Genomic DNA, 13017 nt, shown 5'->3' on the forward strand with positions numbered 1-13017 from the left:
CACACAAGCTGCTCGCGCGGGGCGGTAACGCGCAAACTTCTGTTCGGTCCTGACAATTTCTTCGACACGCGGGTCAGAAGGTGGACCCCGACGCGCGCGATGGCCGGGTTATAGGGCACAATCCCTGCCTCGGGAGCGGAAGCGAGTCCGGTCCCAGCCTGTCTGTCAAGGGTTTCGGGGGACCAGAGGATTCCGGGCGGAATTTCTCGGGCGCGTTATCCGTTCCAGGGCTCAGCAGGCAACACCACGGGTACGAAGAGGGCAGGGAAACACCATGGCGACTGACTACGACGCCCCGCGCAAGACGGACGAGGACTCCAGCGAGGAGTCGATCGAAGAGCTGAAGACTCGCCGTCACGACAAGAACTCCGGCAAGGTCGACGAGGACGAGGCCGAGGCGGCCGAGAGCTTCGAGCTGCCCGGCGCCGACCTGAGCCACGAGGAGCTGGCGGTACGGGTTCTCCCGCGCCAGGCCGACGAGTTCACCTGTTCGAGCTGCTTCCTGGTCCACCACCGCAGCCAGCTCGCGAACAGCAAGAACGGCCAGCTGATCTGCCGCGACTGCGCTGCCTGACACACAGCAGCGCGGCCGCCCTGCTCGGCTGATCCGTACCAATCGGGACCGTCCCCCTTCCGGGGGCCGGTCCCTTGGTGCGTTCTAGGCCTTCACGACGTCCTTGGCCGCGCCCTTGACGGCTTCGGTCTCGAAGCCCGGCGGCAGGTGGCCGGTGGACTTCAGCCAGTACTGCGCCGCCCGCTGCTCGGCGAACCGCTTGGCCACCGCCGCGGCCGCGCCGCTGGCGACCGCCCAGCTGACCACCTCGACGTAGCCGGCTTCGGTGCTGCCCTTCGGTGGCTTCCCGCCGGCCCCGATCTTCCAGGCCGTGGTGACCGCCTTGTTGGCGACCAGTCCGACCACCATCGTGAAGACCGCCAGCACCAGCTTCCAGCCGATCTTGGCTCCGATCACCACTGCCTCCTTAGCCGATCCCGTTACCTCAGGATCTTGCCACGCTGTTCTCCGTCAGCGCCGCTGCGAGCCGCTCGGGGTTGCGCGTGGCGATCAGCCAGTACGGCGCCGGGTCGTGCGGGTCGGTGATCTCCACCCGGACCGCGCCGTGCACGTAGCTGCGTAGCACCAGGTACGCCGCCGGGTCGCAGTCGCGGCCGAACGCGGTCCGGACGGCCTCACCGGTCAGGGGCTCGACCTTGCCGAGGTACTCGCGCTCGATCGAGGCGCGGCCGGCGCGGAGCCGCTCGGCGTCCACCTCGACCAGCGCACCGCCGTACCGGATGAAGAGGGCGGTCAGCAGGACCGCCACGACTCCGCCGGCGACCAGGCCGGCCGCCTGTCCGGCGGGGACCGCGACGATCAGCCAGATCGTCAGGACGAGCAGGGCGGCGATGATCCACCAGCGCACCGGCACGCTCAACCGCTCCCGATAGTTCGTCACACCACCAGCCTGGCATGTGGCTCAACAGGTGACGTCGGTAGGGTCGCCTCTCGTGATCGAGCCCCCGACCCGCTCCGCGACCCCGCAGCGTGAGCTGGAACCGCCGGAGCGTCACCCGGAGGCGCCTGCTCCCGGCACGGTCCTGCCGTCGCACTACGAGAACTGCGTGGCCTGCGGACCGTCGCACCCGACCGGTCTGCGGCTGGTGTCGACCGCTGGGCCCGAGGTGAGCATCACCGGCGAGTTCACGGTCACCGCTGACCACCAGGGCGCACCTGGTCTGGCGCACGGCGGCGTACTGGCGCTGGCGCTCGACGAGACGCTGGGCGGTCTGTCCTGGCTGCTGCGGCGGCCGATGGTGACCGGGCGGCTCGAGACGGACTACATCCGGCCGGTGCCGGTCGGTACGACGCTCTACCTGACCGCCCGGTGCCTGGGCTTCGCCGGGCGGCGGATGTACGCGAAGGCGGTCGGCCGGCTGGGCGGACCGGAAGGCAACGTGGCTCTCCGGGCGAGTGCGGTGTTCGTGGTGGTCCCACCTGAGCATTTCGTCGAGCACGGGACGGACATGACGACCGAGCAGGTCCACGACTACGAGGTGAACCCATGACCGAGGTACTGATCCAGCGGCTCGACCCGGAGCTGCCGCTCCCGTCGTACGCGCATCCTGGTGACGCCGGGGCCGACCTGGTCGCCTCGCACGACGTGACGCTGAAGCCGGGGGAGCGGCAGCTGGTCGGGACCGGGATCGCGATCGCCCTGCAGGACGGGTACGCCGCGTTCGTGCACCCGCGGTCCGGGCTGGCCGCGAAGCACGGGGTATCGATCGTCAACGCACCGGGCACGGTGGACGCGGGCTACCGCGGCGAGATCAAGGTGTGCCTGGTCAACCACGACCCGCACGCCGAGGTCACGCTGCGCCGTGGCGACCGGATCGCGCAGCTGGTGGTCCAGCGGGTCGAGAAGGCCCGGTTCGTCGAGGTGACCACCCTGCCGGGCTCCGCGCGCGGTACCGGGGGACACGGCTCGACGGGCGGTTTCGGTGATGTGACACGCTGATCAGGTTGCCGCCCGCTGACCTGCGGGTACGGGAGACTACGGCGGGGTTTGTGCCGCCCCCAGAAGACTGACGATCGAGGAAGTAGGCAAGAGCAGTGATCTTCCGCCGCAAGGCCAAGAACGAGGACGCCCCGGACACCGTGGACGCCGTCGAGGAGACGTCGGGCGTCGAGGACGCCGGCACCGAGGGGTCCGCGGCCACCGAGGCCGGCCAGGACACCGCGGGCGGTCCGTTCGACGTCACCGAGGTGGACCCGGAGACGCTGGAGGCCGAGGACCGGATCGACCTCGGCGCGCTGGTGATCACCGGCCTGCCGGGGATGGAGCTGCGGCTGCAGGTCGACGAGCAGAGCGGCGACGTCCAGGCGATCCTGCTGGTGCTGGAGGACTCGGCGCTGGAGCTGCGCGCGTTCGCCGCGCCGAAGACGGCCGGCATCTGGGACGAGGTCCGCCGCGAGATCGCCGGCGAGGCCACCAAGATGGGCGGTACGGCGTCGGAGACCGAGGGGCCGTTCGGCACCGAGCTCGTGCTCGTCGTACCGGTCCAGGACCCCGAGGGCCAGATCTTCAGCCAGACCTCGCGGGTGATCGGTGTCGACGGTCCGCGCTGGCTGCTGCGCGGCACCATCCTCGGTCGCGCGGCGGTCGAGCCGGACGCGGCGCCGCCGATGGAGCAGGCCTTCCGCAACGTCGTCGTGGTCCGCGGGTCGGAGCCGATGGCGCCGCGCGAGTCGCTGGCGCTGAAGCTGCCCGCGGGCGCCCAGCCGGCCGCCGAGGAAGAGGCCTGATCCCCGTGTCCGGATTCCGGTTCAGCGCGTTCGCGCGCGGATTACACTGATCCCATGGGGAGCGACAAACCCGCAGGGATGTGGCGACGTGCCTTCCGCGGCCTGGCCGGCGACCAGGACGAGCAGGACGCCGAGGTACTCAAGGACTTCGCGCACGACTGTGGCGCGCGGTCGATCACCGGTTGTCACGACCGGGAGATGGTGACGCTGTACGGGACGCTGCGCACCATCACGTTCAGCCCGCGCGGCGGTGTCCCGGCCCTGGAGGGCGAGTTGTACGACGGCACCGGGACGGTGAAGCTGGTCTGGCTCGGCCGGCGCAAGATCGCCGGCATCCACCCAGGCTCGGAGCTGATCGCGTCCGGGCGGATCGGAGTGGTCGACGGCGACCGGGTGATGTTCAACCCGCGCTACGAGCTGCGTCCGACGGCCGCGCATGGCTGAGCCGCGGGCCGGTCAGGACTCCGAGCGGGACCTGGACGGCCACATCGCCCCGGACCTGGGTGGCGAGACGAACCACTCGCCGAAGCACCCGACCGACGAAGAACTGGTCGAGATCCTCAGGCCCGAGCTCGAGGCGGCCGAGGCCGAGCTGACCGACGACAAGCCGGACGGCACGACCACGGACCGGCCGAGGACGACCGACAAGGACTTCTTCCAGGCGCTCGGCGGCTGGGGCGCGCTGCTCGACATCGGGCTGCCGTGGATCGCGTTCCTGATCGTGTACGGCGTCACCGACCACGACCTGAAGCTCGCGCTGATCGTCGCGATCGCCTGCGGTGCGGCCGTCGCCGTGCTGCGGCTGGTCCGCAAGCAGCCGCTGCGCAACGTGCTCGGTGGCTTCGTCGGCGTCCTGATCTCGGCCTGGGTGGCCAACCGCAGCGGCAACGCGGAGGACGTCTACCTGCCCGGCCTGCTGACCAACGTCGGCTACGGCCTGCTCTACCTGATCACCGTGCTGATCCGCTGGCCGCTGTTCGGCCTGCTGTACGGCCTGATCACCCAAACCGGTACGGCGTGGCGGCGCGATCCCGCGATGCTGCGCGGGTTCAGCCGGGCCACCTGGGTGTTCGTCGCACTGTTCGCGATCCGGCTCATCGTCCAGGTGCCGCTGTACCTGGCCGGCAGCCTGAACGCGCTGGGCATCGCGAAGGTCGGCCTCGGCCTGCCGTTCTACGCCCTCGCGCTGTGGCTCGCGTACGCCGTACTGCGGGGCTCGTTGCCGGCGGACAAGTGGGACGAGGCGCGCGACCACATCACCCACCTGCTGGGTGGCGGTAAGAAGAAGTAGTTGTCCGGCGCTGTCATGTAGCGGACGTGTCCTCTATGTGACAGCGCTTTTCCGCGACCGCGCGTGATCGCGGTGCCTAGGATTTCGCGACTTTGTCCGTAGAAACCCTGTGAGGCACCTGTGACTCCACGCCCTGGTCGCGCTCGGGCGGTGACCGCCGTCCTCGCGGCGGCGCTGACCGTCGCCGCGACCCTGACCGGTGGTTCCGCCACCGCGTCACCCGCCCCCACGCTGCCGATCGCAGCACCCGGCACGACTCCTCGGACCGTCACCCTCATCACGGGTGACAAGGTCGAGGTGACCGTCGCCGCCGACGGCAAGCAGAACTACCGCGTCACCGGTCCGGACGGCCGGCTGGCCGACCACGACGTGCACGTGGACGGCAAGGACACCTACGTCTACCCGCGCTCGGCCGCCCGCTTCCTGGCCGCCAAGCTGCTCGACGAGAACCTGTTCAACGTCACCCGGCTGCTGGCCGACGGGTACGGCGACGAACTCCCGCTGATCGTCACCTACACCGACGCCGCCACCCGGTCGCGCAGCCAGCGGGTACCGTCCGGTGCTCGCAAGCAGCAGACCCTCAGCAGCATCCAGGGCGCTGCGCTCTCCACCGACCAACCGGCGGCCTTCTGGCAGTCGCTGACCTCCCAGGCCGCGCGGTCGACCGCCTTTGCGGGCGGCATCGAGAAGGTGTGGCTGGACGGCAAGTTCAAGGCCGACCTGGCCGACAGCGTCGCGCAGGTCGGAGCGCCCGAGGTCTGGCGCGGCGGCAACACCGGCGAGGGCGTCGACGTCGCCGTACTGGACACCGGTGTCGACCTGCAGCACCCCGACCTGGACGACCGGGTGGTGGCCTCCACCAGCTTCGTGCCGGAGCTGGACGTCACCGACCGGCAGGGCCACGGCACGCATGTCGCGTCGACGATCGCCGGGACCGGTGAGGCCTCCGGCGGCGCCGAGCGAGGTGTGGCGCCGGGTGCACGGCTGCACATCGGCAAGGTGCTCGACAACGCGGGCAGCGGCCAGGAGTCCTGGATCATCGCCGGCATGGAGTGGGCCGCCCGTGAGCAGCACGCCAAGGTCATCAGCATGAGCCTCGGCGGAGGCCCGACCGACGGCACCGACCCGATCAGCCAGTCGCTGAACGAGCTGTCCGCCGAGACCGGTGCGCTGTTCACCGTCGCCGCGGGCAACGCCGGACCGGGCTACTACACCGCCGCCGCGCCGGGCATCGCCGACGCGGCGCTGACCGTCGGTGCGGTCGACGGCGCCGACAAGCTCGCGGAGTTCTCCAGCTGGGGACCGCGGGTCGGCGACGGCGGCCTCAAGCCGGACATCACCGCGCCGGGCGTCGACATCCTCGCCGCCCGTTCGCAGTACGCCGCCGAAGGCAGCGGGTACTACCAGCTGATGAGCGGTACGTCGATGGCGACGCCGCACGTCGCCGGTGCCGTCGCGCTACTCGCGGCGCAGCACCCGGACTGGACCGGCCAGCAGCTGAAGGACGCCATCGTCAGCAGCGCCAAGCCGACCCCGGAGTACATCCCGTACCAGGGCGGCAGCGGCCGGCTGGACGTCGCAGCGGCCAGCAAGTCGAAGGTGCGCGCCACCGCGTCGGTCTACTCGGGCTTCCACCCGTGGCCGGTGCAGCCGAACGAGTCCGTCGACCGGACCGTCACCTACACCAACGACGGTGACCAGGCGGTCGGGCTGAACCTGTCGACCGAGGTCGCCGACGCACCGGCCGGGCTGTTCGCGTTGTCGAGCCCGAAGGTGACGGTGCCCGCGCACGGCACCGCTGAGGTCAAGGTGACCGTGGCGGTGAACGCCGTACCGGTCGACAAGCAGTTGTCGGGCCGGCTGGTTGCTACCGGTGCGGGCGTCCAGCTGAGCACGGTGATCGGTGTCGGGCGCGAGGGGGAGCGGTACCAGCTCACTCTGAACGCCAAGGACCGCAGCGGTCGTCCGCTGAGTGGTGACGCGATTCTGATCGGCCGGGGGAGCTACGGGCAGTTCGTCGTCGGTGAAGAGGGTGCTGAGCTGAGGCTGCCGCCGGGCGACTACACGACCTGGCTGACCACCGATGTGGAAGGCGCCAACGGGCCGAGCAGCAAGGGGCTCGCCGTACTGACGCTGGTCGACATCCACCTCGACAAGGACATGACCGCGACGTACGACGCGCGCAAGGCGCGGCAGTTGACTGCCACGGCGCCGCAGTCGACCACCCTGGGCGAGGTGCGGGCGAACGTGTACCGCGACTTCGGGCGGGACTTCTCGGTCGGGTCGTCGCGCTGGCCGAGCCCGGCGTACGACAGCGTGTGGGTACTGCCGACCGGCAAGGTGACGGACGGGGACTTCGTGGCCGGTGCGCGCTGGCGGTTGGAGCAGCCCGCACTGACGGTCGACGGGTACAGCGACCTGCTGGTACGCCGGGCAGCGCAGCCGTTGCCTCGCGGTCGTCAGCAGCTCGACGCGGTCTTCGTCGAGCAGGGACTGGCCGACCGGAACGGGAGTCACCGCGGCAAGGCGGTCGTCGTACGGAACAACGGGTCGGTCGAGCAGCAGGCCGCGGCGGCCGTCGCGGCCGGGGCCAAGCTGCTGGTCGTCGTCAACGACGGGCCGGGCAAGCTGGAACCCTGGACGGACTCGATCTGGGCACCGAACCCGCCGCCGATCACGATCGCGACGCTGACGCACGACGAGGGCGAGCAGCTGATCGCGCAGCTCGGCAAGGGACGCCGGACGTTGACGGTGACGTCGAACCCGACGCTGGACTACCAGTACGACCTGTCGCACTACTGGGATCACGTGCCGAGCGCGCCGTCGTACCGGCCGGGTGCCCGCGAGCTGGCCCGGATCGATGTTGCCTACCGCAACTTCCGTCCGGGGCGCGGGCTGGAGAACCGGTACGACGTCTGGAACACCGACTGGGAGTCGGCGATGAACACCTCCGGCACCGCGGTGCAGGGCGATCGGACGGACTGGGTGACGGCTGGTGTGCCGTACCAGGCGAAGGCCGAGATCTCTCGCGAGGTGCAGCAGACGGAGCCGGGGTGGCGGAGCTACTCGGGTGCGAGCCGGAGTGAACTGCAGTGGTTCGGCCCGGTGCAGCGGCCCCGGATGGCCAAGGGACTGTCGCCGGTGCGTTCCGGTGAGCAGCTGGCGGCCGTGTCGCCTGGATGGGGTGACGGCGGTGACCACGTCGGTACGGCGTTCGGCAACTGGGACATCACTCAGCAGCTGAGCCTCTACCAGGGCAGCACGTTGGTCGCGCAGGAGGCGCGTGACCAGCTGACCGTGAGCGGGCTGAAGGCGGAGCGGTTGCCGTACAAGCTGGTCGCGGACAACACGCGCGGCACGTACCCGCACCCGTACTCGACGGCTACGCGGACGGAGTGGGGCTTCACGTCGTCGGCGACCGACACGGTGCTGTCGTTGATCCAGCTGGACTACACCATCGGCCGGAACGAGCTGACGGTCACGCCTCGCTGGTCGGAGACCAACGCCACTGCGGGCATCCGCAAGCCGACGCTGGAGGTCTCATACGACGACGGCAAGACCTGGCGGTCGGCATCGCTGCGCCAGGACAAGTCGGGGTGGACCGCTCGGCTGGACGCGCCGCGAGGTGCCAGCTTCGTCAGCCTGCGCACGCGGGCTGAGGGGTCGGGCGCCTCGATCGACCAGCGCATCGATCGCGCATTCGGTCTGAAGTAAGACAGCGGGTGGGGAAGGCGGTGCCTTCCCCACCCGCTCACTTCCGGTGGTGCGGGGACAGCATGTCCTCGAGCTGTTCCTCGGTCTCGTCCGCCGCGACGAACAGCAGTTCGTCGTTCAGCTCCAGCGTGCCTTCCGGGTCCGGTCGCAGGACGCGGCCTTCGCGGATGATCGTGACCAGCGCCGTGTCGGTCGGCCAATCGATGTCGCCGACGCGCAGGCCGATCATGGGGGAGTCCTCCGGCAGCGTCAGCTCGACCAGGTTCGCGTCGCCCTGGCGGAAGGTGAACAGCCGGACCAGGTCGCCGACCGAGACCGCTTCCTCGACCAGCGCCGACATGATCCGCGGCGTCGACACCGAGACGTCCACGCCCCACGCCTCGTTGAACATCCACTCGTTGCGCGGGTGGTTGACCCGGGCAACAGTGCGCGGTACGCCGAACTCGGTCTTGGCCAGCAGCGAGACGACCAGGTTGACCTTGTCGTCACCGGTGCTCGCGATCGCCACCTGGCAGCGCTGCAGCGCGGCCTCCTCCAGCGACGACAGCTCGCACGCGTCGGCCAGCAGCCACTCGGCGCGCGGCACCGACTCGGCCTTGATCGCCCGCGGATCCTTGTCGATCAGCAGCACCTCGTGCCCGTTCTCCAGCAGTTCGCCGGCGATCGAGCGGCCGACGTTCCCCGCCCCGGCGATGGCTACCCGCATCACAGCTCCTCAGGCTTGGCGCCGAGCTGGGACTCGATCGCCGCGGCGTCGGTCTCCAGCATCACGACGTGCACCAGGTCACCCTCCTGGATGACGGTGTCCGCCTTGGGCAGCAGACCCTCGCCGAGCCGGGTCAGGAACGCGACCCGGGCGCCGGTGGCCTTCTCGATGTCGAACGCGGCGCGCCCGACCCAGCCGGAGTTCACGTGCACCTCGGCCAGCCGGATGGTCGCCGACGGGTCGCGCCACTCGGGCTCCGACCCGCTCGGCAGCAGCCGGCGGACCATCTGGTCCACCGTCCACTTCACCGTGCCGACGGTCGGGATGCCGAGCCGCTGGTAGACCTCGGCGCGCCCGGGGTCGTAGATCCGGGCGACGACGTTCTCGATCCCGAAGTTCTCCCGGGCGACGCGCGCGGCCAGGATGTTGGAGTTGTCGCCGTTCGAGACCGCCGCGAACGCCTCGGCGTCCTCGATCCCGGCCTCGATCAGCACCTCACGGTCGAATCCCATCCCGGTGATCGTGCGGCCGGAGAAGTTCGGGCTCAGCCGACGGAACGAGTCGGCAGACTGGTCGATGATCGCCACTGTGTGGCTGCGCTTCTCCAGGGTCCGGGCGAGCGTCGACCCGACGCGTCCGCAGCCCATGATGACGACGTGCACTCCGTGATCACTCCCTGCCCCGCGGGGGGCCGCTGGCATCCATTCGGCGGTGTAGACGCTACACCGGCCCGGGGCTCCCTCTAACATCCTCCGTGTGACCCCCGCTCTCGGCGACATCGGCAAGCGACTGCTGATCGGCCGCAAACTTCGCAGCACCCAGCTCGGCGAGACGTTGCTGCCGAAGCGGATCGCGCTGCCCGTCTTCGCCAGTGACGCTCTGTCGTCGGTGGCCTACGCCCCGGACGAGATCTTCCTGACCCTGTCCCTGGCCGGGCTGACCGCGCTGACCTTCTCGTGGAAGGTCGCGATCGTCGTCGCGCTGGTGATGCTGGTGGTGGTCGCGTCGTACCGGCAGAATGTGCACGCCTACCCGTCCGGCGGCGGTGACTACGAGGTCGCGAACGTGAACCTCGGGCCGACCGCGGGCCTGACCGTGGCCAGCGCGCTGATGGTCGACTACGTGCTGACCGTCGCGGTGTCGATCTCGTCGGCCGCCCAGTACGCCGCTTCGGCGATACCGGCGCTGGAAGGTCACCAGGCGACCGCCGCGGTGATCGCGGTGCTGTTCCTGTCCACGATGAACCTGCGCGGCGTCCGCGAGTCCGGTACGGCGTTCGCGGTGCCGACGTACGTGTTCATGGTGACCATCCTCGGGATGGCCGCCTGGGGCTTCGGGCGGCTGCTGTTCGGCAACCTGCCGGACGCGGCGACCGCGACGTTCGACATCGCCCCGGAGGGCCAGTTCGCGACCGGCGCCGGGGGACTGGCGATGGGCTTCCTGGTGCTGCGGGCGTTCTCGTCGGGCTGCGCGGCGCTGACCGGCGTCGAGGCGATCAGCAACGGCGTACCGGCGTTCAAGAAGCCGAAGAGCAAGAACGCGGCGACCACGTTGCTGCTGCTCGGCACGATCTCGATCGCGATGGTGATCAGCGTGGTCACGCTGGCCAACGTGATGAAGGTGCGGTTCGCCGAGGACCCGGCCACCCAGTTGCTGGACAACGGCGTACCGCTCGGCCCGGGCTACCACCAGGACCCGGTGATCGGGCAGCTGGCCAAGGGCATCTTCGACCACTTCAGCCCCGGCTTCTACCTGGTCGCCGCGGCCACCGGCGTCATCCTGGTGCTGGCCGCGAACACCGCCTTCAACGGCTTCCCGGTGCTCGGCTCGATCCTGGCCCGGGACAGCTACCTGCCCAAGCAGCTGCACACCCGCGGCGACCGGCTGGCGTTCAGCAACGGCATCATCATCCTGGCCGCGTTCGCGATCTTCCTGATCATCGCCTTCGACGCCGAGGTGACCCGGCTGATCCAGCTCTACATCGTCGGCGTGTTCGTCTCGTTCACGATCAGCCAGACCGGCATGGTCCGGCACTGGACCCGGCTGCTGCGGACCGAGACCGACTCCGGCCGGCGGGCCCAGATGATGCGGTCGCGGGTGATCAACACGATCGGCCTGACGCTCACCGGGATCGTGCTGGTGATCGTCCTGATCACCAAGTTCACCCACGGCGCCTACATCGCGATCATCGCGATGGGCGTGCTGTTCCTGCTGATGAAGGGCATCCGGCGGCACTACGACACGGTCGGGCGCGAGATGGCCGTCGAGGGTGACGAGCAGCTGATGCTGCCGTCGCGGGTGCACGCGATCGTGCTGGTCTCCAAGCTGCACAAGCCGACCCTGCGGGCGCTGGCGTTCGCGAAGGCGGCCCGGCCCTACATGCTCGAGGCGGTCACGGTCGACGTCGACCGCGAGGAGTCGGAGACGCTGCAGGCCGAGTGGGAACGGCACAACATCCCGGTCCCGCTGAAGCGCCTGGCGTCGCCGTACCGGGAAATCACCCGGCCGATCCTGCAGTACGTCCGCGACATCCGGCGGCAGTCGCCGCGCGACGTGGTGATGGTCTACATCCCCGAGTACGTCGTCGGTCACTGGTGGGAGCACATCCTGCACAACCAGAGCGCGCTGCGGCTCAAGGGGCGCCTCTTGTTCACACCTGGTGTGATGGTGACGTCGGTTCCGTACCAGCTGATCTCGTCCGAGGCGGCCCAGGAACGACAGGACCGGGTGGAGCGGGTGGCCGGACAAGTACGCCGGGGCGCCCGCAAGACGTCAGGAGATCGGTGAGGGACGAGGACATCGTCGGGACGGTACTGGAGCTGGAGATCGGTCCGGTGGCGCACGGCGGGCACTGCGTCGCGCGGTACGAGGGCCAGGTGGTCTTCGTCCGGCACGGGCTTCCCGGGGAGCTGGTGCACGCGCGGGTGACCGAGCGGACCAACAAGTACCTGCGCGCCGACGTCGTACAGGTGCTCACACCGTCGCCGCACCGGATCGAGCCGCCCTGCCCGTACGCCGGGCCGGGGCGCTGCGGCGGCTGCGACTTCCAGCACGCGAACATCGTCGAGCAGCGGCGGCTGAAGGCGACCGTGGTCTCCGACACGCTGCGGCGGATCGGCGGGATCGAGCGGACCGTGGTGATGGAGTCGCCCGGTGACGACGGGCTCGGCTGGCGGACCAGGATGCGGTACGCCGTGGGGCCCGACGGGCGGCCGGGGATGCGGGTGCACCGGTCGCACGACCTGGTCCCGGTCGACGAGTGCCTGATCGCTCATCCTGCGACGCCGTCCGTGCTGGACCAGCGCTGGCCGGGGACCGAGTCGGTGCAGGCGGTGGTGTCGTCGGAAGGCAAGCAGGCCGTGATCACCGACTCCGACAGCGGCGGCCGGGTCGTCGAGGTCGTCCGGGACCGGCGGTTCCGGGTGGAGGCCGACGGGTTCTGGCAGGTGCACCCGGCGGCGGCTTCGACGCTTGTCGACGCCGTACTGGCCGGCCTGGAGCCCGCAGCGGGTGAGACCGCGCTGGACCTGTACTCCGGGGTCGGGCTGTTCGCGGCGTTCCTGGCCGAGGCCGGGTGCGCGGTGCTGGCGGTCGAGGGGGACAAGGCCGCGGTCAAGAACGCCCGGCGCAACCTGCACGACCTGACCGGCGTCACGCTGGAGCAGGGCGACGTTGACAAGGTCCTGAACGGCGCGGTGCGTCAAGGGCTGTCGCAGGTCGACCTCGTCGTACTGGACCCGCCGCGGACCGGCGCCGGCAAGCACGTCGTACGGCGGATCGCCGGGCTGTCGCCGCGGAAGGTGGCCTACGTCGCGTGCGATCCGGCGGCGCTGGCGCGGGATCTGAAGACGTTCACCGAGCTCGGGTACGGCGTCAGCTCGCTGCGGGCGTTCGACCTGTTCGGGATGACCCATCACATAGAGTGCGTGGCCGTGCTGGAACCTGTGACTGGTTAGTTACCGGGCGGCTCAGGTACCGTTCTGCGCTGGTGCCTCGATGTTCGCT

The 13017-nt window shown here is 70.0% G+C and carries 13 protein-coding genes; 9 read left to right on the forward strand and 4 right to left on the reverse strand.

Annotated features, from left to right (window positions below; translation table 11 throughout):
* The first annotated feature begins 274 nt into the window (after positions 1-274).
* Positions 275-574, forward strand: coding sequence for a DUF4193 domain-containing protein (locus tag ABD235_RS05905; protein WP_012921380.1), 300 nt, complete (start codon positions 275-277; stop codon positions 572-574).
* Positions 575-658: 84 nt separating this feature from the next.
* On the opposite strand, the gene ABD235_RS05910 is transcribed toward ABD235_RS05905, so the two are convergent.
* Positions 659-970: a DUF4235 domain-containing protein gene (locus ABD235_RS05910; protein WP_344170584.1), complete on the reverse strand. Its 312-nt coding sequence runs from the start codon at positions 968-970 to the stop codon at positions 659-661.
* 28 nt (positions 971-998) lie between these two features.
* Positions 999-1454 carry a DUF3093 domain-containing protein gene (locus ABD235_RS05915; protein WP_344170587.1) on the reverse strand — a complete coding sequence of 152 codons (456 nt, stop codon included), beginning with the start codon at positions 1452-1454 and terminating at the stop codon, positions 999-1001.
* Between the two features lie 52 nt (positions 1455-1506).
* Between ABD235_RS05915 and ABD235_RS05920 the strand changes: the two genes are divergently transcribed.
* The 6 genes from ABD235_RS05920 to ABD235_RS05945 all read left to right on the forward strand — a co-directional run bounded on the left by ABD235_RS05920 (position 1507) and on the right by ABD235_RS05945 (position 8306).
* A complete protein-coding gene (locus tag ABD235_RS05920; protein WP_344170590.1) occupies positions 1507-2064 on the forward strand; it encodes a PaaI family thioesterase in 558 nt (185 codons plus the stop codon).
* Positions 2061-2513 (forward strand): dUTP diphosphatase, encoded by a 453-nt coding sequence (gene dut / locus ABD235_RS05925; protein ID WP_344170592.1) that lies wholly within the window; start codon positions 2061-2063, stop codon positions 2511-2513. The genes ABD235_RS05920 and dut overlap by 4 nt, the downstream gene beginning before the upstream one ends.
* A 95-nt stretch (positions 2514-2608) precedes the next feature.
* Positions 2609-3301, forward strand: a complete 693-nt coding sequence (locus tag ABD235_RS05930) for a DUF3710 domain-containing protein (RefSeq protein WP_344170594.1) — start codon at positions 2609-2611, stop codon at positions 3299-3301.
* Between the two features lie 54 nt (positions 3302-3355).
* Entirely contained in the window at positions 3356-3745 is a 390-nt protein-coding gene (locus ABD235_RS05935) for an OB-fold nucleic acid binding domain-containing protein (RefSeq protein WP_344170597.1), read from the forward strand.
* Positions 3738-4592 carry a DUF3159 domain-containing protein gene (locus tag ABD235_RS05940; RefSeq protein WP_344170600.1) on the forward strand — a complete coding sequence of 285 codons (855 nt, stop codon included), beginning with the start codon at positions 3738-3740 and terminating at the stop codon, positions 4590-4592. Before ABD235_RS05935 ends, ABD235_RS05940 begins: the two co-directional genes overlap by 8 nt.
* 150 nt (positions 4593-4742) lie before the next feature.
* A complete protein-coding gene (locus ABD235_RS05945; RefSeq protein ID WP_344170603.1) occupies positions 4743-8306 on the forward strand; it encodes a S8 family peptidase in 3564 nt (1187 codons plus the stop codon).
* A gap of 37 nt (positions 8307-8343) precedes the next feature.
* Here ABD235_RS05945 and ABD235_RS05950 read toward each other — a convergent pair whose 3' ends face one another.
* Together ABD235_RS05950 and ABD235_RS05955 are read right to left on the reverse strand one after the other, a co-directional pair.
* Positions 8344-9012 (reverse strand): potassium channel family protein, encoded by a 669-nt coding sequence (locus ABD235_RS05950; protein ID WP_077016494.1) that lies wholly within the window; start codon positions 9010-9012, stop codon positions 8344-8346.
* Positions 9012-9674 carry a potassium channel family protein gene (locus ABD235_RS05955; protein WP_344170608.1) on the reverse strand — a complete coding sequence of 221 codons (663 nt, stop codon included), beginning with the start codon at positions 9672-9674 and terminating at the stop codon, positions 9012-9014. The genes ABD235_RS05950 and ABD235_RS05955 overlap by 1 nt, the downstream gene beginning before the upstream one ends.
* A 94-nt stretch (positions 9675-9768) precedes the next feature.
* Here ABD235_RS05955 and ABD235_RS05960 point away from each other — a divergent pair, with 94 nt between their 5' ends.
* Both ABD235_RS05960 and ABD235_RS05965 read left to right on the forward strand, forming a co-directional pair.
* Entirely contained in the window at positions 9769-11799 is a 2031-nt protein-coding gene (locus tag ABD235_RS05960; protein ID WP_344170611.1) for an APC family permease, read from the forward strand.
* On the forward strand, positions 11796-12968 hold the full coding sequence (locus ABD235_RS05965) for a class I SAM-dependent RNA methyltransferase (RefSeq protein ID WP_344170614.1): 1173 nt from the start codon (positions 11796-11798) through the stop codon (positions 12966-12968). Before ABD235_RS05960 ends, ABD235_RS05965 begins: the two co-directional genes overlap by 4 nt.
* The last annotated feature ends 49 nt before the right edge of the window (positions 12969-13017 follow it).

The organism is Kribbella lupini (assembly GCF_039529595.1).
In the GTDB taxonomy this organism is placed as follows: domain Bacteria; phylum Actinomycetota; class Actinomycetes; order Propionibacteriales; family Kribbellaceae; genus Kribbella; species Kribbella lupini.

What these genes read in the sequence shown, in the direction of transcription:
- ABD235_RS05940 (WP_344170600.1), top strand. Translation starts at nt 3,738, where the DNA reads ATGGCTGAGCCGCGGGCCGGTCAGGACTCCGAGCGGGACCTGGACGGC.
- dut (WP_344170592.1), top strand. Translation starts at nt 2,061, where the DNA reads ATGACCGAGGTACTGATCCAGCGGCTCGACCCGGAGCTGCCGCTCCCG.
- ABD235_RS05935 (WP_344170597.1), top strand. Translation starts at nt 3,356, where the DNA reads ATGGGGAGCGACAAACCCGCAGGGATGTGGCGACGTGCCTTCCGCGGC.
- ABD235_RS05905 (WP_012921380.1), top strand. Translation starts at nt 275, where the DNA reads ATGGCGACTGACTACGACGCCCCGCGCAAGACGGACGAGGACTCCAGC.
- ABD235_RS05950 (WP_077016494.1), bottom strand. Translation starts at nt 9,012, where the DNA reads ATGCGGGTAGCCATCGCCGGGGCGGGGAACGTCGGCCGCTCGATCGCC.